At 70.7% G+C, this 22,242-nt stretch carries 29 protein-coding genes, 1 tRNA gene and 1 other RNA gene; 8 read left to right on the plus strand and 23 right to left on the minus strand.

Going from position 1 to position 22,242, the window contains the following annotated elements; all coding sequences use genetic code 11:
• Window positions 1–64: 64 nt before the first annotated feature.
• Genes Pta02_RS00495 through Pta02_RS00555 form a run of 13 tightly spaced genes read right to left on the minus strand, consistent with a single transcriptional unit; the run spans window position 65 to window position 8,708 of the window.
• A complete protein-coding gene (locus Pta02_RS00495; protein WP_203872593.1) occupies window positions 65–505 on the minus strand; it encodes a hypothetical protein in 441 nt (146 codons plus the stop codon).
• 5 nt (window positions 506–510) lie between these two features.
• Window positions 511–1,008, minus strand: a complete 498-nt coding sequence (locus Pta02_RS00500; protein WP_203872594.1) for a hypothetical protein — start codon at window positions 1,006–1,008, stop codon at window positions 511–513.
• The gene (locus Pta02_RS00505) at window positions 1,008–1,415 is read right to left on the minus strand and encodes a phage tail tube protein (RefSeq protein ID WP_239129265.1); all 408 of its coding nucleotides are present in this window, start codon (window positions 1,413–1,415) and stop codon (window positions 1,008–1,010) included. The genes Pta02_RS00500 and Pta02_RS00505 overlap by 1 nt, the downstream gene beginning before the upstream one ends.
• A gap of 51 nt (window positions 1,416–1,466) precedes the next feature.
• Window positions 1,467–2,204, minus strand: a complete 738-nt coding sequence (locus Pta02_RS00510; protein WP_203872596.1) for a hypothetical protein — start codon at window positions 2,202–2,204, stop codon at window positions 1,467–1,469.
• Between the two features lie 2 nt (window positions 2,205–2,206).
• Window positions 2,207–2,635, minus strand: a complete 429-nt coding sequence (locus tag Pta02_RS00515; protein WP_203872597.1) for a hypothetical protein — start codon at window positions 2,633–2,635, stop codon at window positions 2,207–2,209.
• Window positions 2,635–3,228, minus strand: a complete 594-nt coding sequence (locus Pta02_RS00520) for a phage head-tail connector protein (RefSeq protein WP_203872598.1) — start codon at window positions 3,226–3,228, stop codon at window positions 2,635–2,637. Before Pta02_RS00520 ends, Pta02_RS00515 begins: the two co-directional genes overlap by 1 nt.
• A 4-nt stretch (window positions 3,229–3,232) precedes the next feature.
• Window positions 3,233–3,484, minus strand: a complete 252-nt coding sequence (locus Pta02_RS00525; RefSeq protein WP_203872599.1) for a hypothetical protein — start codon at window positions 3,482–3,484, stop codon at window positions 3,233–3,235.
• A gap of 13 nt (window positions 3,485–3,497) precedes the next feature.
• Window positions 3,498–4,910, minus strand: a complete 1,413-nt coding sequence (locus tag Pta02_RS00530) for a phage major capsid protein (RefSeq protein ID WP_203872600.1) — start codon at window positions 4,908–4,910, stop codon at window positions 3,498–3,500.
• A complete protein-coding gene (locus tag Pta02_RS00535; RefSeq protein ID WP_203872601.1) occupies window positions 4,907–5,665 on the minus strand; it encodes an HK97 family phage prohead protease in 759 nt (252 codons plus the stop codon). Before Pta02_RS00535 ends, Pta02_RS00530 begins: the two co-directional genes overlap by 4 nt.
• On the minus strand, window positions 5,665–6,822 hold the full coding sequence (locus tag Pta02_RS00540) for a phage portal protein (RefSeq protein ID WP_203872602.1): 1,158 nt from the start codon (window positions 6,820–6,822) through the stop codon (window positions 5,665–5,667). The genes Pta02_RS00535 and Pta02_RS00540 overlap by 1 nt, the downstream gene beginning before the upstream one ends.
• A gap of 8 nt (window positions 6,823–6,830) precedes the next feature.
• Window positions 6,831–7,010, minus strand: coding sequence for a hypothetical protein (locus Pta02_RS00545; RefSeq protein WP_203872603.1), 180 nt, complete (start codon window positions 7,008–7,010; stop codon window positions 6,831–6,833).
• 14 nt (window positions 7,011–7,024) lie between these two features.
• On the minus strand, window positions 7,025–8,521 hold the full coding sequence (locus tag Pta02_RS00550) for a terminase large subunit domain-containing protein (RefSeq protein WP_203872604.1): 1,497 nt from the start codon (window positions 8,519–8,521) through the stop codon (window positions 7,025–7,027).
• Window positions 8,460–8,708 (minus strand): hypothetical protein, encoded by a 249-nt coding sequence (locus Pta02_RS00555; protein WP_203872605.1) that lies wholly within the window; start codon window positions 8,706–8,708, stop codon window positions 8,460–8,462. Before Pta02_RS00555 ends, Pta02_RS00550 begins: the two co-directional genes overlap by 62 nt.
• A 307-nt stretch (window positions 8,709–9,015) precedes the next feature.
• On the opposite strand from Pta02_RS00555, the gene Pta02_RS00560 reads away from it, so the two are divergent.
• The gene (locus Pta02_RS00560) at window positions 9,016–9,579 is read left to right on the plus strand and encodes a hypothetical protein (protein WP_203872606.1); all 564 of its coding nucleotides are present in this window, start codon (window positions 9,016–9,018) and stop codon (window positions 9,577–9,579) included.
• A gap of 3 nt (window positions 9,580–9,582) precedes the next feature.
• Here the strand turns inward: Pta02_RS00560 and Pta02_RS00565 are convergent, their stop codons facing one another.
• The 7 genes from Pta02_RS00565 to Pta02_RS00595 all read right to left on the minus strand — a co-directional run bounded on the left by Pta02_RS00565 (window position 9,583) and on the right by Pta02_RS00595 (window position 13,671).
• Window positions 9,583–9,810, minus strand: coding sequence for a hypothetical protein (locus Pta02_RS00565; RefSeq protein ID WP_203872607.1), 228 nt, complete (start codon window positions 9,808–9,810; stop codon window positions 9,583–9,585).
• A 336-nt stretch (window positions 9,811–10,146) separates the two neighbouring features.
• Window positions 10,147–10,971: a hypothetical protein gene (locus Pta02_RS00570; protein WP_203872608.1), complete on the minus strand. Its 825-nt coding sequence runs from the start codon at window positions 10,969–10,971 to the stop codon at window positions 10,147–10,149.
• Window positions 10,968–11,516 (minus strand): zinc finger domain-containing protein, encoded by a 549-nt coding sequence (locus Pta02_RS00575; protein ID WP_203872609.1) that lies wholly within the window; start codon window positions 11,514–11,516, stop codon window positions 10,968–10,970. Before Pta02_RS00575 ends, Pta02_RS00570 begins: the two co-directional genes overlap by 4 nt.
• Entirely contained in the window at window positions 11,513–12,547 is a 1,035-nt protein-coding gene (locus tag Pta02_RS00580; RefSeq protein WP_203872610.1) for a phage replication protein O, read from the minus strand. The genes Pta02_RS00575 and Pta02_RS00580 overlap by 4 nt, the downstream gene beginning before the upstream one ends.
• A gap of 119 nt (window positions 12,548–12,666) precedes the next feature.
• Complete coding sequence (locus tag Pta02_RS00585; RefSeq protein ID WP_203872611.1) at window positions 12,667–13,122, minus strand: hypothetical protein; 456 nt, start codon at window positions 13,120–13,122, stop codon at window positions 12,667–12,669.
• Between the two features lie 91 nt (window positions 13,123–13,213).
• On the minus strand, window positions 13,214–13,420 hold the full coding sequence (locus Pta02_RS00590; RefSeq protein ID WP_203872612.1) for a helix-turn-helix domain-containing protein: 207 nt from the start codon (window positions 13,418–13,420) through the stop codon (window positions 13,214–13,216).
• A complete protein-coding gene (locus Pta02_RS00595) occupies window positions 13,420–13,671 on the minus strand; it encodes a helix-turn-helix domain-containing protein (protein ID WP_203872613.1) in 252 nt (83 codons plus the stop codon). The genes Pta02_RS00590 and Pta02_RS00595 overlap by 1 nt, the downstream gene beginning before the upstream one ends.
• 237 nt (window positions 13,672–13,908) lie before the next feature.
• Here Pta02_RS00595 and Pta02_RS00600 point away from each other — a divergent pair, with 237 nt between their 5' ends.
• Together Pta02_RS00600 and Pta02_RS00605 are read left to right on the plus strand one after the other, a co-directional pair.
• Window positions 13,909–14,379 (plus strand): hypothetical protein, encoded by a 471-nt coding sequence (locus Pta02_RS00600; RefSeq protein ID WP_203872614.1) that lies wholly within the window; start codon window positions 13,909–13,911, stop codon window positions 14,377–14,379.
• A 186-nt stretch (window positions 14,380–14,565) separates the two neighbouring features.
• A complete protein-coding gene (locus tag Pta02_RS00605) occupies window positions 14,566–14,808 on the plus strand; it encodes a hypothetical protein (RefSeq protein ID WP_203872615.1) in 243 nt (80 codons plus the stop codon).
• A 291-nt stretch (window positions 14,809–15,099) separates the two neighbouring features.
• On the opposite strand, the gene Pta02_RS00610 is transcribed toward Pta02_RS00605, so the two are convergent.
• Window positions 15,100–15,333 (minus strand): hypothetical protein, encoded by a 234-nt coding sequence (locus Pta02_RS00610; protein ID WP_203872616.1) that lies wholly within the window; start codon window positions 15,331–15,333, stop codon window positions 15,100–15,102.
• Between the two features lie 309 nt (window positions 15,334–15,642).
• On the opposite strand from Pta02_RS00610, the gene ypfJ reads away from it, so the two are divergent.
• Window positions 15,643–16,497, plus strand: a complete 855-nt coding sequence (gene ypfJ, locus Pta02_RS00615) for a KPN_02809 family neutral zinc metallopeptidase (RefSeq protein WP_203872617.1) — start codon at window positions 15,643–15,645, stop codon at window positions 16,495–16,497.
• Between the two features lie 92 nt (window positions 16,498–16,589).
• Window positions 16,590–16,892 (plus strand): type II toxin-antitoxin system VapB family antitoxin, encoded by a 303-nt coding sequence (locus Pta02_RS00620; protein WP_203872618.1) that lies wholly within the window; start codon window positions 16,590–16,592, stop codon window positions 16,890–16,892.
• Window positions 16,893–16,971: 79 nt separating this feature from the next.
• Here the strand turns inward: Pta02_RS00620 and Pta02_RS00625 are convergent.
• Window positions 16,972–17,060: transfer RNA gene (locus tag Pta02_RS00625), tRNA-Ser, on the minus strand.
• Window positions 17,061–17,199: 139 nt separating this feature from the next.
• On the opposite strand from Pta02_RS00625, the gene ffs reads away from it, so the two are divergent.
• Together ffs and Pta02_RS00635 are read left to right on the plus strand one after the other, a co-directional pair.
• Window positions 17,200–17,298: signal recognition particle sRNA small type (gene ffs / locus Pta02_RS00630), an RNA gene on the plus strand.
• Window positions 17,299–17,329: 31 nt separating this feature from the next.
• Window positions 17,330–19,741: a DNA polymerase III subunit gamma and tau gene (locus Pta02_RS00635; protein WP_203872619.1), complete on the plus strand. Its 2,412-nt coding sequence runs from the start codon at window positions 17,330–17,332 to the stop codon at window positions 19,739–19,741.
• A 229-nt stretch (window positions 19,742–19,970) separates the two neighbouring features.
• Here Pta02_RS00635 and Pta02_RS00640 read toward each other — a convergent pair whose 3' ends face one another.
• Complete coding sequence (locus tag Pta02_RS00640; RefSeq protein WP_203872620.1) at window positions 19,971–21,437, minus strand: GAF domain-containing protein; 1,467 nt, start codon at window positions 21,435–21,437, stop codon at window positions 19,971–19,973.
• A 451-nt stretch (window positions 21,438–21,888) separates the two neighbouring features.
• On the opposite strand from Pta02_RS00640, the gene Pta02_RS00645 reads away from it, so the two are divergent.
• On the plus strand, window positions 21,889–22,242 hold the full coding sequence (locus Pta02_RS00645) for a YbaB/EbfC family nucleoid-associated protein (RefSeq protein WP_203872621.1): 354 nt from the start codon (window positions 21,889–21,891) through the stop codon (window positions 22,240–22,242).

Here is a 22,242-nt window from a genome sequence, read left to right on the forward strand (position 1 = left end):
GCGACCAGCTCGTCAGCGGTCAGCAGCTCGCGCTGCTCCCACGGGCGGATGCCCAGGACTTCGGCTATGGCGAAGGCGTAGCGCTCGCGGCGCTGAGCGAGCGGGCTTTTCCCTCGGGCTCGGTGCCCTGCTCACGCTGGCGGGCCTCGGCCAGCGCGGTGTCCAGCGCGGCCAGGACCTGGTCACGCTGGACGGCGGGCAGGGTGGCCTTGGCGACGCGGCCGCGGATCTCGGTCAGCTCGGCGACGGAGTGCTCCACGACCAGCTCGCCCGCGTAGAAGTCCGGGGTGTCCTCGAACTTGAGCGCGGGGTGGTCGAGGCGGAGCAGGTGCCACAGCAGGACCCGGCGTGCCCGCATGTTCCCGGCCTGGACGGCGAAGAGCCAGGCATCCCAGGGCTCCCCGGCGCGCTTCTCGATCGCCTCGGCCTGCGACGCCCGGACCCGGCCGGGGTCGAACGTCCACCGCTGCTCGGTTCCGTCCTCGGGGCGGTAGGTGACGAACACTCTGGTCAGCCTCTTTCTGCGTTGTCGGTGATGCGCCGGGCCGTGGCCTCCATCGCCTCGGTCACGGCCTGGCGGAAGTCGTCGCGGCGGTCGCGCAGCGGAGCATCGAAGTAGTCGGGGCGGCCGAACTGGACCACCCAGCGGTCGCGGTGGCCGAACACCGGGTGCCGCCATCCCTTGGAGGAGTTGAGGCGCTTCGGGGCGTTGGCGAACCCGCGCGCCGCCGGGACCTTGCGGGCCTTCACCCGCACTCCGGCGCGGAACCCGGACAGCTTGACCTCGGGCCGGATGCGCCGCGCCACGGCCGTGCGTAGGGCCTCACCGCCGGGCCGCAGGCCGCCGGCGCCCATCGACATGAGCCCAGCCTTGATCTCGGCGACCGCAGGGACCAGCGGCTTCTTCAGCTCCCGGATCAGGTCCCGGCGCAGGGCCTTGCCGTCCGCGTCCTTCTTCAACGCGCGGCCCAGCGCCTTGAGCCCGTCGACGTCGGCGCGGATCTCCATCAGGACGTCGTGCGGGTGATCGCGCCCGACGTCGGCCAGGACACGTCGACCTCGGCGACGTCGCCGACGTTGCCCGACAGCGGCTTCCACTGCTTGACGAGCGCCTGGCCGCTGTAGGAGGGATTCGACGCGCCCACCGCCGCCTGGTCGGCGCGGACCGCGAACGTCTGCGGCGACCGGGTGAGGAACAGCGCCCACATGGTCGCGTCCAGTTCGGCGGCCGCGTAGTCCTGCTTGAACCGCACCGAGAGCGTGCCCGATGCGAGGCCACCCAGGACTTCCTTCCAGCCCGCGGAGGCGTAGGTGGTGACGTCTTTTTCTTCGACCTCGGCGGTCAGCTCAATCTTGGCGCACCGGTCGCTGACGTCGTTCCCGGCGATCGTGAGGTGGCTGGCGAGCAGCACCATCTTGGGCACGGTGGCCTCCTTGTGAAGTCATGGCGTCGTGACGTCACGACGTCAGGCGACGCCGAGCGCCGCGAGGAACAGGAACGACGGTGAGGTGCCGGAGACGGTCCAGGCGACGCGCCACCAGGAGTCGGTGACCGGCCCCGCCACGGAGACGAACTGGCCCCGGCCGGCCGATGCGGTGGCCGCCGAGGACGTCGCCCTGGTGGTCGGCGAGGCGAAGCCCGCGGAGTCGTCGGACTCGACCCGGACCGTGATGGACGGGGAACCGGTCCCCGCCACCGACAGGACGTGCAGCGCCGCGTACAGCCGTTGAGCCGACGACAGGCCGCCCAACTGGACCGCCGTGCCGGACCCGCTGGCCGTGCGTGCCGTCCCCGGAGGATGCGCCACGCGGCCGCGCAGCAGCGGCGCCGAGCCGGTCGCCGAAGCGTCCCAGGGAGCGACCTCTCCCACGGCATCGCCGAGCGTGTAGGACGTGCGGAGTGCGGACGTGAACCACGCCAGGTCGTTCACGTCCGCGCCCTCCGGACAGAAGGTCCACGGCTTCGGCGAGAGCCCCGTCAGGTCCGCCCAGGCGTGCAGGTCCACGCTGGAGGCTTCCCATTGGCCCGCAGCCGAGACGGCCGTGGAGAACAGCCCGCCCAGGACGGTCCGCCAGCCGCCGTTGCCGAACGGCGTGGTGGCCTTCTCCTCCACTTCGGCGGTCAGCTCGACCCGGTTGCCGTAGCCGGTCAGGTCCGCCGCTCCGGCGAAGATGCGCGTGTCCAGCAGCACCAGCGTGGCCATGCTCAGCCTCCCCCGATGACGCGGACGACCAGCTCAGCGCCGTAGTAGTAGGTGTCACCGACCTGGTACATGCGATAGCCCTGGACCCGTTGCAGGTGCAGGTCGTCGGCCAGGCCGCCGAGCGCCATCTCCCCTGGAGCGCCGCGGGCGGCCTCCAGCGCGGCCTTGATGGAGTGCGGGCCGGACCCGGCCAGATGCCGATCCAGCGCGGCCTGCCCGGCGCGGTCGTCAGACCGGCTGACCAGGAGACGGCAGGTGACCATGAGTTCGTCCAGGCCCCGGCCGAACGCCTGGTCGAAGTCGATGTCGACCTCGCCGACGTAGAAGCACGGTTCCGGGATCGAGTCCGGGCAGTAGCCGAAGCAGTTCAGGCGCGGGATCGCGTTCCGGACTGCTTCGGCGATGGCGTCGCGGACGGCGCCGATATCCATCACGCGCTCCCGAAGCCCGGCAGGCGGTAGGGGTCGACCAGCGCCCGCACGTCGGGGTCCAGGTGCGGCAGGCGGACCAGGCCCCACTCGGAGGACCCGGCGACGCCCTCCGGGGAGTCCTTGCGCCGGTACAACCGGGACGCCTGGATCAGCGTGGCCTGGGCGATGCCGTCCGGTACAGCCGGCCATCCCCACTCGGCGGTCACCCGCACCTGCCGGTACAGGCTCCACCAGGAGTAGCGCAGCGTCAGCGCCGTGACCGGGCGGCCCTTGGCCAGCGCGTTGTCCGGCTCGGTCTCCAGCCTGCTCGCGTGGACCTCCGTCCAGGCCGTGCCGTCGCCGACCTCCACGACCAGGCCCGCATCGGTGGCGATGTCATCCACCACCAGCGATTCCCCACACGCGGTGCGCGTGGCCCGGCCATAGGGACGAAACAGCCGCGGCGAGGCCATGCCGGTCCGGCCGAAGGTCCGGCCGCACCGCTCGTTGATGGACGAGGTCGCGGCGGCGATGGCCTGCTGGAGCAGGGCGTCACGGGAGGTGTCCGTGACGCCCAGCGCGGTCTTCAGCGTGGCCAGCTCGATGTAGGCCACCCGCCTATTCCTTGGTGATCCGGCGCTTGGTGGCGCGGGCCGTACCGGGCGCGGCCGCCGCCGTCTCCACGGGCGGCCCGTCGCCGACCTCGGGAATGGCCTGGCGGCCGCGGACGCGGGTCGGCTCGGAGGAGAACAGGTCCGGCCGCTCCCGCACGCGCGGGGCCCTCTCGTCCCACACATCGCCCTTGGACAGCGGCGACTGGCCCTGAGACCAGGCCACCACGCAGTCGGTCGTGGCGTAGACGACTCCCATGGGTCACCCCTTCTCAGGTGGTCTTGTTCTGCAGCAGCCGGAAGGCCGCGTCGTTGATGGAGTCGGCGCCCACGCGCGCCCAGGCGAACCAGGCCCGCTGGCCGGTCGGCATGTTGCTCGTGGCGTCGAAGACGTGCGGCACCAGCTCCACCGACATGCCCGCGCGCTGCGCGATCAGGTAGTTGGACCAGTCGCCGACGACCGCGATGTTCCCGGCGGCGGTTCCGGCGGGCATGGCCGCCATGTAGTCGTTGAGGTAGGCCCGGCGGCCCTTGAGGACCATCACGCCTTCCTCGGTGAACGACACGGTGAAGGCGCTGTCGTTGCCGCCGGCGCCGAGCTGCTGGATGAGGTTGTTGACGTTCGTGGAGGTCATCCACGCGCAACGGGCGTTGCGGTAGCGGATCGGCAGCGCCGCCCAGACCTTGTTGATGTCGCCGGCGGCCAGGGTGCCGCCCACGCCGGTCGCGACCTCCGAGGCGGGCGTCGCGTCCAGGGCGGTGACGATGCCGGTCGGCTCGTTGACTCCGGTGCCGGTGGTGAACTTGCTGACCAGCAGCTCGCTGTAGCCCTCGCCGAGCAGGCGGGACATCTCCGCGGCGAACCCCGGATAGTCCTGGTCGACCTCCAGGGAGTACGGGATGTAGCCGTCCGCCCGGTGGACCGGCACGGTCGGCTGGGCCAGCGCCGGGGAGTTGTCGGTCGCGGCCGCGGCCTCCGCCCGGAACTGCCAGGTCACCCCGGCGGAGGAGACGCCCTTCCAGGCCTCGGTGGTGATGGTCTCCATGCGCGCCAGGTTGAAGAAGTCGTTCGGGCTGCCCTGGGCGGTCAGGATGATCGTCGGGTCGATGAGGACCGGCACGCCGTAGCCGCCGCCCGCGTCCACGCCGATCGACATGGCGCGGAACTCCTCGAACCGCTGGACGGCGCGGGACTGCTCCGGGGTCAGGACCGGCGTCGCCCGGCTGACCAGCCGCATGAACGCCTCACGGTAGTCCGGGTCCTCGGTGACCAGCAGACGGCGGGCCAGCAGCGCGCCGTCGACGTTGTCGTTGCGGGTCTGCAGCAGCCGCTCCAGGCGGGTCCGCTGGGCGTCGGCCAGGTGGCCGCCCGCGCCGTCGTCGCCGAGCACCGCGCGGGCCCGGTCGACCAGCTCGCGGCCGCCCATGCGGGTGACGTCCGTGCCGTCGAACGGCGTGACCGGCTGGCCGATCTGTACGGTCTGCCAGCGCTGGCGGGACTCGGCGACGCGCTCGCGCCGCTCGGCCTCGTCGAGCTGGCCGCGCAGGTCGGTCTCTTCGGTGTCCAGCGCGTCCCAGCGGGTTTGCGCCTCCTCGCCGAGGGCGGCGTCTCCGGCGGCTTCGTCCAGGTCCCGGCGCTCGTCCTCGATGGCGGCGAGCCTAGCCCGGATCTCCTCCAGCGTCATCGTGACACTCCTTCCTTGAGGTACGGGTAGCGACGCCAGCGCCGTTCGCGTGGCGTCAGTCCGCCCGAGTGGCCCGCGGCCGGCTCGCCGGATGGTGTGGGTGCGGCTCCCAGATCGGGAGTGCGAAGTCGTTGGACGCGGGCCTCCAGGTCGGCGACCCGTCCGGGGTCACGGTCACGCAGCCGCGCATAGAAGTCGTCAGTCAGGGAGCGGATTCCGGCGGTCGCCTCCGGGTTCGCGGGCCAGGTCACCGGCCCGAACTCGAACAGCCGGACCTCCCGGATCGTGCGCTCGGGGATGCCGTCCGGGTTGTGCTCGGACCGGCCGGGTTCGTCGTTCCACTCGTCCTTGATGACGCGGAACATGAACGAGCTGCCGTAGGCCCCGGCCTCGATGCCAGGCAGCAGGTCCCGGTTGTAGCTCGTGTCGAACAGCGGCACGTCCCCGGCGGCCGCGTCGATGTCCTCGCGCAGGTTCTCGGCGATGCCGAGAACCTTGTCCCCGATCTGGAAGTCCCCGCCGTGGTTGAACAGCACCTTCACCCGCGAGCCCTGCTCGGTCATGGTCTTGGTGAACGCGCCGCGCTCGGTGCGCTCCAGGAACCGGCCCTCCCAGTAGGAGTTGATCTCGTACCAGACGCCGAACGGCGAGAAGCGCACCACCATGGTCGGCATCGCGCCGTCCGCCTCCGCCCTGGTCAGCCGTACTGTGCCCGCGGCCGCGCGCACGACGTCCAGGTCCCGCAACGTCTCCATCACTTCTCGCTCTCGCTGTCGTCGCCCGCGGCCGGCGAGCCCGCCGGGATCGGCTGATCGCCCCAGGGGACCGGGGGCTTGTCCTCGATGGCGCGGACCTCGTTGACCGTCGACCAGCCGTTGCGCAGCGCGATCTCGTGCGCCTGGAAGCGGGTCAAGGTCGTGGTCTGGAGCAGGGCGTCCCGGTTGAACTGGGCGTACTGGCCGCGCGGGAGCATCGCCGTCAGGACTCGCTCGGTGCGCCGGAGCCACCGGTTCAGCGCGTAGACGAGCAGGTGGGTGCTGCGGGACTCCACATTGCTATAGGTCATCGACCCGCCCGACTCGTAGCCGAGCACTTCGGCCAGGCCCGGCCCGAAGATCCGGGCGCATTCGGCCCCGGTGAACTGGTGGGTCTCCAGGAACTGGGACTCCTCCGGCGCGATCTGGATCTGCTGGTAGTTCCAGCCCTTGCCCAGCACGACCGGCTCGCGGGTGCCCCGCAGCGCGGCCATGAACCGCTCCTTGGCGGTGCGCGCCAGGTCCGGGGTCATGTCGACCTCGGTGTTGGTCAGCATCCCGCCGGGATGCGCGCCGTCGGTGAACCACTGCGCGCCGAAGCGGGTCACGGCGATGCCCAGGCCGATCGTCGTGGCGTGGTTCGCGATCGGCGACAGGCCCAGGACCACGCCCGGCAGCGGGTAGGCGCGGCGGTGGAACAGGTCCGCCTTCGGGATGTCCCGGCCGTCGAAGGCGAACACCGGCTCCCCGTCGACCAGGCGCACGGTCACGTGGTCGGGATGCAGCAGCTCCACCGCCGTAGGGAAGGCATCACCCCGCCGGTTGCGGTCCCTGATGATGCCGTAGATGTTGCCGCGCAGCAGCAGCGACATCAGGAGCTGAAACAGCCAGTCCTCCACGCCGTGCTCATCGGCGCCGGGGTCGAGCAGCCAGGTAGGGGTCTTCAGGAGCGTCCGGTCGGTGCCCTCGCCCCGGTAGACGTCGATCGGCAGCTCGGACGCCAGCGAGGCGATGAGGTCCACCGACGACCAGACCGCGACCTTCTGCAGGCTGGTCTCCGTCCGCGACAGGTCCACCTGGTCGAAGCTGGATCGGACGAACGCGGGCGGCAGCATGACCTGCCGCCGCTCCGGTGAGGACCGGCGACGCCAGAACACGCCCACGATCAGGCCCTCCCGTCGAGCAGGAGCAGGAAGACCCCGGCGAGGATGAGTGCCGCCGGGACGTAGATCAGGGCGACGCCCCAGCACACCAGGGCGGCCCCGGCCAGGCCCGGCAGCACCGCGCGGGCGTTGCGGGCCGCCGTGCCCCCGAACTCGGCGGCACGCAACAGCCACGACTCCATGGGCCCTCCCAGGGTTAGAAAATGTTGGCGAGCGGGTCATAGTCGGTGCTGACCAGGTGCGCGCGGGTCTCATACGCCCACCGGGCGAGCGTCACCGCCACCAGCGGCGAGATGTCGACGGAGGAGATCCGCCGGCCCCAGCCCCAGGCGTCACCCAGCGGTCGGGTCTTCGCCCCGCGGATCGCCTCGGTGAGCACGTCCTGGCCGATGTGCCGGAGAGAGCCCTGGGTGACGGCGTCGGCGAGCTGCCCGCAGGCGGCCGCGACCTCCTGGGCGCCGGGGATGGCCAGCTGGCCGCGCGCCGGACGATCTGGGTCGTCAGGCCGGACGATCCCGGCCTTCTCCAGGTCCACCAGCAGTGATCCGGCCGGGCCCTTGAGATCCAGGCCGATCGCCACCGGCCGCCACCGGTCGGCGAGCTGGACCAGGCGCTCCACGAGCCAGTCGGTTCCCGGCCGCCGGTCGATGACCTCGGCGTGGCCCAGGCCGTCGTCGCGCAGGCCGTACGCTGCGATGCACGCCCAGTCCCGCGACGGGGTGATGTCGATGGCGAAGGAGACCGCGCCGGTACGGCGCGACTCCGGATCAGCCAGCGCCTCCCACGCCGCGAGGTCCAGCACGGACGGGCCATCAGCGGCCCGCGGCGGCCACACGCCCAGCCGTTCCACGGCGAACCGGTCGCCCAGGCCGGACGGCTTGGCCTCGTCGGTGACGAAGTCCTCGGTGATGCGCCGCCCGAGCGCGGGGTTGCAGGCGTACCAGAGGTCCCGGTCGACCAGGGCGCGCCTTCGGTCTTCCGGGTTCGACAGGTCCAGGTCGGCGCCCCAGTCGAAGTGCGCCATGCGCGGTGTTCCGGCCTCGCCGTCCTCGCGCAGGCCGTACGCCCACGCGGCCGGGTCGTCCGGCGGGGTGCCGAAGAACCACAGCTGCGGGTTCGGCCGGGCCGACATGGTCGGCAGGAGCGCGGCCATCTGCGGGCCGGTCAGCTCCTGGGCCTCGTCCAGGATGTTGCAGTCCCCGGAGAAACCCCGGCCCGAACCCTTGGACCGGGCGATGAACCGCAGCCGGCCGCCGCCCGCGGCGCGGGTCAGCTCGACACCCTGCTCGCCGTTGGCCTGCCAGTACCGGTTCACCCGCCGGTCCAGGTCTGGAGTGCCCTCGATCAGGCCCCTGATCCGGAGGAACCCTTCCTGCGCGGTCTTGTACTCGTGCGCCGAGTGCAGGATCAGCTTCTCGCCGAGCAGGAACAGCCCGCCCAGCTCGCGGGCCTCGATGATGCCGCCCTTGCCGTTCTGGCGCGGCACCCAGCAGGAGACCTTGAAGGCCGACCAGCGGCCGTCGCGCTGCTCGCCGAGCCCGTGTGTCAGGACGAACTGCTGCCACGGGTCCAGGACCAGCCCGGCGGACTCCGCCAGTTCGATCACCTCGGCGTTGGCCGACGAGACATAGTCAGGCCATCTCCCGACCCGTGGCGTCTGCGCGCCGAGCCGCACGCCGTGCTGCGAGGTCATCAAGCTTCGACTCCTCACCGCCCGGCAGGGCGTCCAATTCGGCGAGCGTGGCCCGCAACTCCTTCGCGATGCTCGCCGCGTTCTTGCCGTCCGCCTCGACCAGCTCAGCGGCCAGGCGGTCGCGGATCGCCTCCAGCGACGCACGCCGATCGCCGCTCCGTACGGCGCTGAGCAGGTCCTCCGTCACCAGGCACCCCCGATGATCTTCGTTCACATGACGCGGAGAGAGAGGCGGAAAGGGGGGCGCGGGGTGAGTCGGGCGCATGCCCTAAAAATCCGTGACGCTTCTTGGGTGTCTTCCGATCCAATGGGGGCGGTTTCAAATGAGGCCAGTCGTCGAGGCCGGGGGATTTGTGCAGGAATATAACTCGAATTATGACCATGATTTAATGATCTTGAGCTGAGGCTTGAACTCAATTCGTGATCACCCGAGAGTGAATCGCGATTCGATCACAGGCCTACTGGCTAAAGCCGCACGAGGGTGAAATAGCCGGATGGATCCGAAGAAGCTGCCACCGCGTACCTCGCTCTGGACCAAGATCCGAGTCACCATCCTCGTCGTTGGAGGCATCACGATCCTCCTCTTGGTACTTGTGAATGCCGCCATCTACGAGGACGGGGGTTCTCTGCCTCCTGGACAACTGGTCCTTACTCTCTTAAGCCTGGGTATAGGTGTACTGATCGCCGAAGGCATGAGACGTGAGGGTAGGCAGCGTCTTGCCCAAGTCGACAAAGGAACCGAGGACCCCCGCCAAGCGCTTCGCTACCGCATCGACGCGGTCAACACGGCGTTTACTGAGGCTGCCCGTCTCATGGACGACCTCAAGCGCGACCTGGCCGCCCAGCAGGCCGCACGGGAAGCGCTCCTCGCTCAGGCTGAGGAACAGGAGCGGCTCCTGGAGTTCAACCAGGAGCAGGCCGAGAAGATCCGGCAGATCCTCGTCGGCGAGACCAAGGCCACCATCCGCGCCGAGCGTCGTCAGCAGTGGATGTTCTTCGCCCTCGGCGTGCTCGCGTCCATCCCGATCGGCGTTGCTATCAACCTGCTCGTTCCCTGAGGGCTACCAGTCTTGGGATGTGTACAGCGGAGCGATGATCGTGCCTGTGCCGCGTTCCTGGTTGCACTTGCGGCTGCACACCGGGCAGGGCGAACTGGAACCGTGCGCCGGCCGCATGCCGTACGGGTCGATGGGCTGGTCGGCGTCGATGGCGACGGGCACCAGGTGGTCGGCCTCGCCTGCGCCGTGGTGCCCGCACAGGTGGCAGAGGTCGCCGAACATGGCGAACATCTGCCGTCGGGCTCGTAGGTACGGCCGCCCCGACCGATGCCGACTGCTGCTTGCCGATGGTCTTCCGGGCTGGGATGGCGACATGGAGAACGTCCCTCTCACATCCCCAGAACATGCGAAAGCCCCGCACATGGCGGGGCTTCTCTGATCGCGGGCACAGTTATCCCCGCAGATCTCTAGTGTGACAGGTGGCGATCTTCCTTTGCAAGCGCGCAGCTCAAGGCGTCTATCCAGCCTCCGCCATTCAGCTCGGACGGAGACGAACTCCGGGTCGGCGAGGAGGATGCCTGCCCTGCACACAGTGCAGGGCAGGCATGAGACCAAGCGTTCGAGGTCCTACAGGAGGGCCAGGACATCGCCGACCCGGTACAGCGGATGGCCGCGGGCGTCGTGGTCGCGCGGGATGAGCCGGTCGCGCCGGTTCCACTGCCGGATGCGCTCAGGGGTCACCGGCTGATCCAGACGGGTCAGAGCCCGAGCGATCTCGGCCGCGGTACCGAGGGCCTCCTCCGCCTGCCGCAGCAGCCACATGCGGCGGTCGTGGACGTCGATGGCCGCACCGCATCGACACCTGACCACCGGGGCGTCGGGGCGGGCGTAGAGGTCGGCCATGCAGGTCTGCCCGTCCTCGTCGGGGGAGCCGCACGGCCCGCAGTAGACCAGGTCGGCTCTGCGGTCGATCGCACGACGCGCCTGCCGTACAGCGTCGATGAGCTCGTCGACCGCCTCGCCGCCCGCCGGGTGCCAGCGGATGCCCTGGACGCGCCGGGCAAGCCAGCTCGCCATCGACGGCAGCGTGTCGTCGGGCAGGGTCTGCGTGGTCACCCACGTGCAGGATCCGTGCTCACACCGTCCCGGGCACGTCGGACCGAAGGGCTGGTCCTCCGCCTCCAGAATCCGCACCCAGCCGACCAGAGCCGTGCGCAGCACCCAGATCGCTTCGGCGGAGGCTTCGCCGTACGGCAGGGGCGTTTCGGCGCCGCGGCGTCCGACTCCGCCGAGCCGGGCTTGGCGGGCCAGGGCTGCGTCGAGGTCGGCCGCCAGGCCGTCGACCACCTCCACCAGGTGCTGGTGGAGCTCGGTGCCGCAGCTCGCACAGACCGGGGCGCCGTCCGGGCTCGGCCTGTCGCAGCCGGGCACCTCGCACAGGGTCTCGGTCATGCCGCTCCGCGCTGCTGCTTGGCGGCTTGGATACGCCCGGGGTGGGCGGGGGAGCTGCGGAGGGGTCCGCCGTCGGGGTTGACGCAGTGGCGGCCGACGGCCGCGTGGCAGGGCTCCCAGGGGCAGCGGACTTGCAGCGCGTCGAGCCGTGCCGGGTTCCGGTCACCGCGGGCGTCGAGGAAGGCGGGAGCGGGCCGGGAGTTGCCGCCGCGCGTGATGGCCAGGCCGACCTGCTTGCCGTCGGCGATGGCCTGGATCCTGGTGAGCAGCTCCTTCCGGTAGCGGACGGGGTCGTCACCCGAGGGCGCGGGGATGGGAGCGCGCTCGATCTGCCGGGCCCGCATGATCTTGACCCGAGTGCGGACGTCGGCGGGCATGATCCGCTCGCGACTGTTGGTGTAGTGCTCGAACACGGCCTCGCGGGCCTGCTCGAACAGCAGGTCACCGATGGCGCGGTGCCAGGCGAGGATGTCGGCCTCGCCGACGCGGCGGCTGTCGTAGCCAGCGCACAGGGCGAGGATGTCGGCGGTCTCCTCGATGGTCATGTGAGCTCCCCTCGGGTCTGCTGGTTGTGCTGGGTGGCGATTTTCGCGGCGAGGCTGCGTCCGGCTTCGTGGGCCTGCCGGACGCGCTCGTCGGTCGTGGATCGGCTGGAAGGCTGGCCGGGGTTGCGACCACGTTCGGCCTGCAGGCGCATCTGGTCGTACTTCTGGCGCAGCTTGGGCATCGACAGGATGTTGGCCCGCCAGAACTCGTGGTCCTGGCTCCACTCGATGGCGGCGTGGATGTCCGCGGGAAGGCGACCGTCTACTTCGATCATGCGGCTGGCGGCGTCAAGCCAGCGCTTGGTGATCGTGGGGCGCTTCGAGCCGTTGGCGGCGATGCGGTCGGCGAGGTGCTCGCAGATCTTGGTGATCTCGTCCGGGACCGGCCGGGCGTCGTCGCGCGCGGGTGCGCGCGTGGCCGCCGGGGGCGAAGGGACATGTGGAGAGGGGGAAGCAGTTGTTACTTGCTCTCCGTACTTATCTCCACATGTCTGCACGGGGATGGTGCTCGGAAGGGGGGCGGCAACCCCGCCGGAAGGGGGTGCCGAAGGGTTGCCGGAAGGGGTGGCGGACCCCTCCCCGAGAGTGGGAAGCAGGTCGGTGATGAGGGCTCTGACCTCGGGGTGCGTGTCCTCGTTGTCGATCCTCACCAGTTCGGTGGCGATGGCGGCGCGCAGAGCGGGGGAGGTGATCTCGCGGATCTGCTCGACGGCGGCCTTGAAGACGTTGGGCTGCCGGGCGACACCGTCATTACGCATCAGGGTCCGGACGAGGAGGTCCTCGGTGTCGTGGTCGACGAGGACGAACCTGGCCTGGGAGAGCTCTTCCACCGCCGCGGCGACGTCGCTGACGGTCAGGCCGGCGGCGGCCCCGGCCCATCGGCGCAGCCGCATGGGGATGAGCCCGGCGTGGCTGAGGTCGGGCTGGGCGAGGAGGAACAGGTACAGCCACTGGGCGGGAAGAGACAGTGCGCGGAAGTCCTCGTCGCGGGTCCAGAGTCGGGTGGAGACCCGGCCGTGGCTACGTGCCATGAGTGGTGATCCCCCGATCATTGGTGCTTCGGTGACGAGGTCGCGGAGTCGGCGCCGGACGGAGCGGGGTCATTCGACGCCGTCCACCGGGTTCAGCGAGGTGCCGGGTTCCTCGGGGTTCACGCGGCCGCCCCGCCCCTGCCGACGAGCTGCTCGTCGCGGGCCGTCCAGCGCCAACCGTCGGGCAGCGGGTGGCCGAGTGGGACCAGGACCTGCTCGCCGGGACGAGCCGGGTCGTTGGCCAGGCGGTGCATCGGGGCGGCACCCATCCGGCCGTGCACCCGGTAGAGGCCGGTCCGGTCGATCATGGTGAGCATGTCCACTCGGACCCAGCAGGCGTCTCCGTGCTCCCAGCGGATGTGCAGCAGCCCGCCGAGGCCGTCTCGGTCGCGGAAGGGCAGCAGGGCCGCGTGCCCCGGGCGGCCGTCGTTCCAGCGCGCCGCGATCACGTCGCGGACGGGAACGACCACACCGCGGAGGCCGCTTCCGTAGTGGCGGATGAGCGTGCCGATGGGCCAGCGGTGGCCGAGACTCGCGATGCGCTCCTCCAGGGTGGGGACATATCGTTTGCTCAAGGCCCTTCTCCGTTCTCTGATCCGTTGTCTGTGCGCGGGGTGGGGTGCGCCCTCGGAAGCCGTTGCAGTCGGCTTCCGAGGGCCTTCTGCGTCAGGCCGTCAGGCCGAGCAGGTGCAGGACCTTGGCCGTGGGGACCTTGAGAGTCCGGCCGATCGAGATGGTGGGGATGTCGCCGCGCTTGGCCGCTTCATAGCTGGCCGACCGGCCGAGGCCGAGCAGCTCGCCCGCCTCCGGGACGGAGATCGTCGGGCGGGCCTTGGGGTCGGGCAGGAGCGGGCGGCAGGAGCGGGCGGCCATCAGGCGTCCGCCATCGCGGGCGACGGCTCAGTGGCGATGCGGGTGCGGCAGATGGCGCCGAGGCCCACGCCGAGCTCCCCCGCGATCTTGTTGAGAGTGGTCGCCGACGCGGTCTTGTGCTCCAGCTCGATGTTGCTCATCGACTGGGGGGTGATCCCGACGGCCCCGGCCAGGTCGGTCACGGTGCGGTGGTGCAGCTTGCGCAGTGCTCGGATCGTCTCGCCGTTGTGAGCGAGGGACGAATGTGTCATAGAGCCACAATAGGCATACTTGCCATTTTTGGCAAAGTCGCACGCATGTTTGAATCAACTTCCGCGAGGTACCCCCCCACGTGCATGAACGCTGAGCTGTGGGCATACTGTTGCCGGTTTGGGCATTGACGCCAGTTTTTGATTCCGTAGATGATGCGGTGCGTGACCATGCTTGTGCGTACAGCCCCACCTGTAGACACAGGTTGGTCCGCCAACCTTGAGCAAGGAGTAAAAGCGATGAGTGTCGGCCCCCAGTGGGTGCGGCTGGGCGATCTACTCAAGGCGCGCCGAATCGAGTTATCGAGAGCCGTTGAGACACGATGGCGGTATCGCAAGAACTTCGTCGACGACCACCCTCACCTGCTGACGCAGCGCACTACTAGCAACCTGGAAGAGTCGCGCCGTGACAGCTACGAAGACACGACCTTGCTGCGCGCTGAGCATGCCTACCGATGGAAGCCTGGGTCAATTCAGGCTGTCCTGGAAGGTGGCGAACCAATACCCTTACCCATAGATACGCTCGCTGAAATAGGTGTCGATGGCGAGGAATTATCGATTCAACATACTGTGACTGACCAATTCGACCAAACCTCTGCTGTGGTCAAGCATGCCCTGACCCAGATGAGTGACGAGGACCGTGCGAGGGCGGAGAGCAAGCTCGACGAGATCATGCGCGCTGCCTTGCGGGAGATGGGCGTCGATGTGTAAACGTTAGGGATGTCACTTTGGTGACGTTTCGGACGCCCGTATTGGTGTCCTCTGTACCCCGATCAGGCTTTTTATGCCTTCTGGGGGTTTTGTTCCAGTAGCAGCTTGACGGGTGCTCGCCGGGACCCTCTACGATTCGATCACCACATGTCATGGTCGCCGAGGCCGTTCCCGGGGTAGGTCCCTTTGTCCGAGGTCAAGACGCTCGTCGCGGGCGTTTATGAGTGTGCTCTCCCCGAGCGCTACGCGTACTCCATCCGCCGCCACGGTCACGTGGTGGTCATCGCGATGCTTCCCGGCTACGACCGGCGGGTCGTCATGAGCCACGCGAGCCGGCACCGGCCGAAGGAAGAGCTACCGGCCATACGGAAAGCGCTCGGGCTCATGGAGCCGGATCCTCCAGAAGAGGCGGCACTCGAGGCGCGCTAGATACGTCGGACCGCAGAGGTCCACATGAAGACGGCACTCCGATTCGGAGGTGCCGTTTCGCTTTATATTCCGCAAAGATCGTCAGTTCCCCCATTTGGGGGACTCTCGCGTCCAATCGTGTCCGGAGTTGTCCGGCGGGATCTGTCTTGGTTCGCTCCGACCGGCTAAAATTCGAGTTCGGACAGATCAGACTTGGTGAGCGGGTGGGTTCAAATCCCACCACCACCGCCACGGGAGGGCCTCCGATCCGGGAAACCGGGCCGGAGGCCCTTCGCCGTGTCCGGCGGGTTCCTACTGCTCCGCCGCCGCGGGGGGCGCGTCCGTGCGCAGCCAGCGGGGAAGCAGGGACTGGACGGCGGGGATCGCCATCACGCGGGCGAAGGCCCCGGCCACGGCCAGGGCGGTCGCGACGCCGGGCAGCGCCTCGGGGACGCCCGTGGCGTCCACGATCAGCGGGAGCGCCACGCAGACGCCCACGGCGGTCTGCAGGGCGGTACGGATTGCGCGTTTGGTGTCGTCGGTCATGGTTCTCCTCGGGGGATGACCGTGCCCCGGGCGGCGCCGTACGGCGCGGGGCGGGGCGGGGACGGGGTGGGCGCACGGCTCTCACCGGCCGGTGCCGTGTCCCGGGAGGATGGGCGATCGCGTCTGACATTTCCGGGATACCCGCCCCTGAGCTGGGATAATCACTCAACGCTACGTTGATTTGACTGAATGTGACGAATGTCGGGGGTTGAGTGGGAACGAACCTCCGCAGGGCCGTTCCCGCCGGCGGCATGCCGGACGCTTCTCGGGGCAGAGGAGGTGCCCAAGCGGAGTGAAGGGACGTCGGCGATGGATTTCAAGGACGATGTCCAGCTGGACAGCTCGCAGGTCGAGAGGGGCGGCCGGGGAGGACTCCCCGGCGGCGGGCTCGCGGTCGGCGGTGGCGCAGCGGGGATCATCGCGCTCATCGTGGCGCTGATATTCGGGGTCAATCCCGGCAACATCACCGGCGGAGACCCCGAGCCGGTGAGCCCCAGCTCGAATCTGGGGGCGCAGTGCAAGACGGGAGAGGACGCCGACCAGAACGAGGAGTGCCGGGTGGTCGGCGTGGTCAACAGCATCCAGGAGTACTGGCCCACGGTCGTCGACGGGTACCAGCCGGCCAAGACCGTGCTGTTCTCCGGTGCGACGAACACCGGCTGCGGCGCCGCCGACTCCTCGGTGGGGCCGTTCTACTGCCCGAACGACCGGCGGGTCTATCTCGACCTGAGCTTCTTCGAGCAGCTGCAGAGCAGGTTCGGGGCCGAGGGCGGGCCGTTCGCGCAGGCCTATGTGATCGGTCACGAGTACGGTCACCACATCCAGAATCTGACCGGCGCCCTCGGCCGCTCGCAGAACGACCGGCAGGGAGCCGAGAGCGGGTCGGTCCGGGTGGAGCTGCAGGCGGACTGCTACGCGGGCGCGTGGGCCAAGAACGCCTACGAGACCGGGCTGTTCGAGAAGCCGTTCACCCAGGCCGACATCCAGGAGGCGCTGAGCGCGGCCGCCGCCGTGGGTGACGACAACATCCAGGAACGCGCGCAGGGCCGGGTCGATCCCGAGGGGTTCACGCACGGCACGTCGGAGCAGCGGGTCAAGTGGTTCACCACCGGCTACGAGACCGGCGACCCCAACCGGTGCGACACCTTCTCCGGAGGGATCTGAAAAGGCTTCTCCGGCCTGGGCGGGAGGTCCGAGCAGGTAAGAAGGGGATGCCACGGCAGGCAAAGAGGCGGAATCTCTCCTAAAATACATGGGTGATCTTCAAGCTGGTCGGCGATGGACGGCCTTACCCCGAACACGGCCTCTCCAACCGCGAGTGGGCGCAGATCCCGCCGCGGCAGGTCCGGCTCGACACCCTGATCACCACGAAAGCGGTGCTGGATCTGCACTCCCTGCTCGCCAAGGACTCCACGTTCTACGGCGACCTCTTCCCGCACGTGGTCCAGTGGCGTGGCGAGCTGTATCTGGAGGACGGCCTGCACCGCGCTCTGCGCTCGGCTCTGCACCAGCGCTCGGTGCTGCACGCCAGGGTCCTGGAACTGCCCTCGGACACCTGAGCGTGACCGGGGCGGGCCGGGGAACCTCCCCGAACGCCGGAAGGGGCCGGACCACATGAGTGGTCCGGCCCCTTCGGGATGGCGGAGGATAGGAGATTTGAACTCCTGAGGGGTTGCCCCCAACACGATTTCCAATCGTGCGCCCTAGGCCAACTAGGCGAATCCTCCGCCGCAAAGCTTAGCGGACTTTCGAGAGTGCGTCGCACACCATTCCGGGGGCGTCGGTTCGGGGGTGTCGGGGGAGACCCGAAGGACGCGGTCCGCGGGATTCATGGGTCCGAGCACTGCGGCGGGAGGATAGACTGTGTCCGGACCCCTCGCGCGGCGTCATCCTGTGAACCTCCCCAGGGCCGGAAGGCAGCAAGGATAAGCGGGCTCTGGCGGGTGTGCGAGGGGTTCCTTCGTTGCAGGACCCCTCGAAGGCGGGAGCTCCCTGGATGAGTCTGGCGCTCTACCGCAAATACCGACCCGGGACCTTCGCCGAGGTCAAGGGTCAGGAGCACGTCACCGAGCCGCTGCGGCAGGCGCTGCGGAGCGGCCGGATCAACCACGCCTATCTGTTCAGCGGTCCTCGCGGGTGCGGCAAGACCTCCAGCGCGCGGATCCTGGCCCGCTCGCTCAACTGTGAGAAGGGCCCGACCCCCGACCCGTGCGGCGAGTGCGAGTCCTGTGTCGCGCTGGCCCCCACCGGTCCCGGCCACCTCGACGTCATCGAGATCGACGCGGCCTCGCACGGTGGCGTCGACGACGCCCGCGACCTGCGCGAGCGGGCCTTCTTCGCGCCCGTGTCGGCGCGCTACAAGATCTACATCATCGACGAGGCGCACATGGTGACCCGCGAGGGGTTCAACGCGCTGCTCAAGCTCGTCGAGGAGCCCCCGCCCCACCTGAAGTTCGTCTTCGCGACCACCGAGCCGGAGAAGGTCATCGGGACGATCAAGTCCCGCACCCACCACTACCCCTTCCGGCTGATCCCGCCGGCGGCCCTGCGCACGCTCATGGAGGAGATCCTCACCTCCGAGGACGTCCCCTTCGAGCCCGCCGCGCTGCCGCTGGTCGTGCGCGCCGGCGCGGGCTCCGCGCGCGACTCGCTGTCGATCCTCGACCAGCTGTACGCCGGCTCCGACGAGAACGGCATCACCTACGCCCGCGCGGTCTCCCTGCTCGGCTACACCGACGGCGACCTGCTCGACGACGTGGTCGCGGCCTTCGCGGCCCGGGACGGCGCCGCGGTCTTCCAGGCCGTGAACCGGGTGGTCGAGGGCGGCCACGACCCCCGCCGCTTCGCCATGGACCTGCTGGAGCGCTTCCGCGACCTGGTGATCCTGGCCAACGTGCCCGGCGCGGCCGGCAGCGGCCTGCTCGACCGTCCGGCCGACGAGCTGGAGCGCCTTCAGGCGCAGGCCGCCTCGATGGGCCCCGCCGACCTGACCCGGGCCGCGGAGGTCTTCAACGCCGGCCTGATCGAGATGCGCGGGGCGGTCTCGCCCCGGCTGCTGCTGGAGCTGATGTGCGCCCGGGTGCTGCTGCCCGCGGCCACGCAGGACGAGGCGGCCCTGCTCGCCCGCCTGGAGCGGCTGGAGCAGGGCGGCGCGGCGATCCCGGCGGGATACGCGTCCCCCGCCCCCGCGGCGTACGCGTCCTCCGGTGCGTCCCCGATGGCTTACGCGTCCCCCGCCGCGGTCCCCGCGCCCTCCGCCCCCGCGGCGTACGTGCCTCCCGCCGCGGCGGTCCCCGCGCCCTCCGCCCCCGCGGCGTACGTGCCTCCCGCCGCGGCGGTCCCCAGCGCGCCCTCCGCTCCGGCGGCGTACGGATCGCCCGTCCAGCCCGGTCCGGCTTCCGGCGCCTCAAGTGTCTCCGTGCCCGCCGTGACCGCGCCGCCCGTCCAGGCGGCCGCTCCGCAGCCCGCCGCGGTCTCCGCCTCACCGGCCCCGGCGCGGCAGGACGACGACTGGCCGACCGCGGCCAGGCCCGGCGTCCCCCCCGCGGAGCCGCGGGCCCAGGAGCAGCCCCAGAGCCGGCCGCAGCAGGCACCCTCCGCGCCCCCGTCCGGGTCCGAGGCGGGGGCCGTCCAGCAGGCCTGGCCGCAGGTGCTGGAGGGCGTCAAGCAGCGCAGCAAGTTCACCTGGGCCCAGCTGAACGGCCACGCGCAGGTCGTCGGTGTCGAGGGCAAGGTCGTGACCCTCGGGTTCCTCCAGGTCGGCGCGATGAGGAGCTTCGTCGGCGGCGGCAAGGACGCGGTCGTCGCGGCGGCCCTGCAGGACGTCCTGGGCGGCACCTGGAAGGTCGAGGCCGTCGTGGGGGGCTCCGGAGGCGGGGTCCCCGCCTCCGGCGGACGTCCCCCGGCGCCGACCACCCCCGCGCAGCCCCCGGCCGCTCCGTCACCGGCCCCGGCCCCGCGGCCCGAGACGGCGACGGCCCACGCCTCCGTTCCCGCCCCCGCCGCGCCGCCCGAGCAGGAGAACGGACCGGCTCCGCAGAACACGGCCCGCCCGGCCCCCGAGAGCCCGAGGGCCGGGACCGCCGTCGACGTCGCTCCCGCCCGGACCACCACGGACGAGTCCTGGCCGGACGCGCCGATGCCGGAGGACCTCGGCTCGCCTCCCCCGCCGAACCCCGGCCTGGCCGCCGCCCGCTCGGCCGCCCGGGCCGCCGCCCAGACGGGCCCCAGGGCCGGAGGCAACAAGACCGCCTGGCCCGACGCCGTCCCCGGCCGCGCACCCGCTCCCGAGGCCGACGAGGTCGACCCCCTGAACGACGCGAACGCCGACGTCGACGAGCTCACCGGCATGGCCCTCATCCAGCGCGAACTCGGCGGCCGGATCATCGAGGAGATCGACCACAGCTGAACCGCCGTACGGCGGCGCCGGCGACCGCCGCACCACGCCCCGCCGTACCGGCGCCGGGAGGGGGTATCCGGCGCGGCGGGGCCACGGGTGGCCGTGACCGGGTCAGGGAGTGGGGCGTTGCGGGGCCACGGGTGGGCGTGACCGGGTCAGGGAGTGGGGTGCCCTGCGCGGCGGGGCCACGGGTGGCCGTGACCGGGTTGAAGGCGGCTGGGGATTTCGGGGCTGCGGGTCAGTCGAGGGTGCTCAGGCGGATGCGGGCGGTGGCCGCCCGGGGGTCGTCGGGGGGGAGGGCGGTGGTCAGGCGTTCGAGGACCTGGATGTCGTCTCTGCCGCTCTCGGTCTCGGCGTAGGCCCACAGATCCTCCGGGGTGCCCCGGCGCAGCACCCGGGCGCGCATCTGGCCCTCCAGCTCTTCGCGTTCGCGGCGGATGGCCGGGGACTCCGAGCGGGGCAGCAGCGGGCCACCGTAGGCGCCGGTGAACGGGGTCGCGGCGCCGCCGGTGAGTGAGCGCCTGACGGTGACGAAGTCGGCCTCGACGGTGCAGGCCAGGCGGTACGGCTTGGCGGAGATGACCGGGCCGAGCTGGGCGCGCAGGCGGTGGATCTCGGCCCGGATCGTCACCGGGTTGCCCTCGTCGCCGTACAGGTGGAAGGAGAGCTGGTCGGCCGTCAGGCCCCGGGGGTGCAGCGCCAGCAGGGCGAGGATCTCGGCGTGACGCAGGGACAGCGGCACCGTCGCCCCGTCGATGCGCGCCACGGGGTGCTCGGCGCCGAGGAACGACAGGGCCAGCACGGGCGTGTGCGTCCGGTTGGGGAGACGCAGCAGGAAGCCGCCCTTCAGCGGCTCCAGCACGCCGGTGCGGCCGTCCGGCAGGACCACCGTGTTCCCGGAGTGGGGCAGGTCGATCCGCTCCCACGTGCCGGCGGGCTCGCCGGCGACGATCCGGCCGGTCGTGGTCACCAGGGCGCCCGGCTCGCCGCGCAGCGCCCGCAGGCGGCCCTCGTAGCGGGTGCGGAACCGGTCGTCGCGCTCGCGCATGAACAGGGCGAGGTGGCTCTCGGCCAGCCGCGCCGCGATCTCGACGAGGGCGACGGTCGCCGGATGCAGGGCGCGCGTGATCCCGCTGATGTCGACGCAGCCGATCACCCTGCCGCTGTCGGGGTCGGTGATCGGGGCCGACGAGCAGGACCACGGATGGAGCACGCTGAGCAGGTGCTCGGCCGAGCGGACGTGGACCGGCCGGCCGGTCGCCAGGGCGGTGCCGATGCCGTTGGTCCCGACCACGCCCTCACCCCAGTGGAAGCCGTCGGCCAGGCACACCTCGTCCGCGCGGTTCAGCACCCGGTGGTTGCCGTCCCGCCAGAGCACGCGCCCCTCCGCGTCGGTGACGACCAGGACGTGGGCGGTCTCGTCGGCCGTGCGCAGGAGGCTCTCGGTGAGGAGCGGCAGCAGCCTGCTCATCGGGTGCGCGGACCACACCTCCGGGACGTCGTCCTTGTCGAGGGCGAGCGGGGCCGCGGTGATGCCGGGGTCGACGCCGGCGTCGAGGGAGCGCCTCCAGGAGTCGGAGATCACACCGCGCGGCGCCTCGTCCCCGCCGCCCCCGGTCAGCGCGGCCTCGTACAGGCGGCGTAATCGCGTCGGATGGGCGTCCTGCCGATGGGCCGGGACGGACCTCGGGTGGCCGCTGGTCATACATCACCCCTCGATGCCCACTCGGTCTGCGGCCCACGGCCGGATGACCCGGCGGTAGGGCCTTCTTCCCGTCCGCCAATTGAAGCAAACCAGGCACGCGCAGGGTGAGCGAACGGGTGCAACGTGTATGCAACTCACGCTCGGTTACCTTTCAATCACACGCCGCCGTGCGCGGCCGCTCCGGTGGTTGTGCCGCCGGGTCCCGGATGTCTGGAGGGGGGTCCGGGGCCCGGTGGGAATCCGGGTCCGCCAGGGGGAACGGACGGGGAGAACGCCCGCGTCCCCGGGGAAACCGCCGGGAAGGCATCAGGGAGCCGTCGGCGGGCCGCCGGGGAGTCTCGGGAAGTCATCGCGGAAGCCGCCGGGAACACGTACCCGCGCCGGTGCACGATGCGGCCTCAACCCCGTAGGCTCGGTTGCGACTGACGTCACGGACGAGGAGCGCACGACGGTGAACCCAGGGGATGTCAACCTCCAGCAGCTGCTGGAGCAGGCACAGCTCATGCAGCAGCAGCTCGTGAGCGCCCAGCAGGAGCTGAACGACGCGGAGATCGAGGGCTCGGCGGGCGGCGGTCTGGTCGTGGCCACGGTCAACGGCGGAGGCGAACTGCTCGAACTGAAGATCAGCGCGGAGGCCGTCGACCCCGGCGACCCGCAGGAGACGGCCGACACCATCGCCGACCTGGTCATCGCGGCCATCAGGGACGCGGTGCGGGCCGCGGCCGACCTGCAGCAGGAGAAGCTCGGCCCGCTGGCCCAGGGTCTGGGCGGCGGAGGCGGGCTCGGCCAGCTTCCCGGGCTCTGA

The organism is Paraplanobispora takensis (genome assembly GCF_016863195.1).
GTDB lineage: Bacteria > Actinomycetota > Actinomycetes > Streptosporangiales > Streptosporangiaceae > Planobispora > Planobispora takensis.

Excerpts from the sequence above, each read along its gene's own strand:
- Pta02_RS00500 (WP_203872594.1), bottom strand. The coding sequence starts at position 1,008 with ATGGAGATCCGCGCCGACGTCGACGGGCTCAAGGCGCTGGGCCGCGCG.
- Pta02_RS00505 (WP_239129265.1), bottom strand. The coding sequence starts at position 1,415 with ATGGTGCTGCTCGCCAGCCACCTCACGATCGCCGGGAACGACGTCAGC.
- Pta02_RS00510 (WP_203872596.1), bottom strand. The coding sequence starts at position 2,204 with ATGGCCACGCTGGTGCTGCTGGACACGCGCATCTTCGCCGGAGCGGCG.
- Pta02_RS00515 (WP_203872597.1), bottom strand. The coding sequence starts at position 2,635 with ATGGATATCGGCGCCGTCCGCGACGCCATCGCCGAAGCAGTCCGGAAC.
- Pta02_RS00525 (WP_203872599.1), bottom strand. The coding sequence starts at position 3,484 with ATGGGAGTCGTCTACGCCACGACCGACTGCGTGGTGGCCTGGTCTCAG.
- Pta02_RS00530 (WP_203872600.1), bottom strand. The coding sequence starts at position 4,910 with ATGACGCTGGAGGAGATCCGGGCTAGGCTCGCCGCCATCGAGGACGAG.
- Pta02_RS00535 (WP_203872601.1), bottom strand. The coding sequence starts at position 5,665 with ATGGAGACGTTGCGGGACCTGGACGTCGTGCGCGCGGCCGCGGGCACA.
- Pta02_RS00545 (WP_203872603.1), bottom strand. The coding sequence starts at position 7,010 with ATGGAGTCGTGGCTGTTGCGTGCCGCCGAGTTCGGGGGCACGGCGGCC.
- Pta02_RS00550 (WP_203872604.1), bottom strand. The coding sequence starts at position 8,521 with ATGACCTCGCAGCACGGCGTGCGGCTCGGCGCGCAGACGCCACGGGTC.
- Pta02_RS00560 (WP_203872606.1), top strand. The coding sequence starts at position 9,016 with ATGGATCCGAAGAAGCTGCCACCGCGTACCTCGCTCTGGACCAAGATC.
- Pta02_RS00565 (WP_203872607.1), bottom strand. The coding sequence starts at position 9,810 with ATGTTCGCCATGTTCGGCGACCTCTGCCACCTGTGCGGGCACCACGGC.
- Pta02_RS00570 (WP_203872608.1), bottom strand. The coding sequence starts at position 10,971 with ATGACCGAGACCCTGTGCGAGGTGCCCGGCTGCGACAGGCCGAGCCCG.
- Pta02_RS00575 (WP_203872609.1), bottom strand. The coding sequence starts at position 11,516 with ATGACCATCGAGGAGACCGCCGACATCCTCGCCCTGTGCGCTGGCTAC.
- Pta02_RS00580 (WP_203872610.1), bottom strand. The coding sequence starts at position 12,547 with ATGGCACGTAGCCACGGCCGGGTCTCCACCCGACTCTGGACCCGCGAC.
- Pta02_RS00590 (WP_203872612.1), bottom strand. The coding sequence starts at position 13,420 with ATGGCCGCCCGCTCCTGCCGCCCGCTCCTGCCCGACCCCAAGGCCCGC.
- Pta02_RS00595 (WP_203872613.1), bottom strand. The coding sequence starts at position 13,671 with ATGACACATTCGTCCCTCGCTCACAACGGCGAGACGATCCGAGCACTG.
- Pta02_RS00600 (WP_203872614.1), top strand. The coding sequence starts at position 13,909 with ATGAGTGTCGGCCCCCAGTGGGTGCGGCTGGGCGATCTACTCAAGGCG.
- Pta02_RS00610 (WP_203872616.1), bottom strand. The coding sequence starts at position 15,333 with ATGACCGACGACACCAAACGCGCAATCCGTACCGCCCTGCAGACCGCC.
- ypfJ (WP_203872617.1), top strand. The coding sequence starts at position 15,643 with ATGGATTTCAAGGACGATGTCCAGCTGGACAGCTCGCAGGTCGAGAGG.
- Pta02_RS00635 (WP_203872619.1), top strand. The coding sequence starts at position 17,330 with ATGAGTCTGGCGCTCTACCGCAAATACCGACCCGGGACCTTCGCCGAG.
- Pta02_RS00640 (WP_203872620.1), bottom strand. The coding sequence starts at position 21,437 with ATGACCAGCGGCCACCCGAGGTCCGTCCCGGCCCATCGGCAGGACGCC.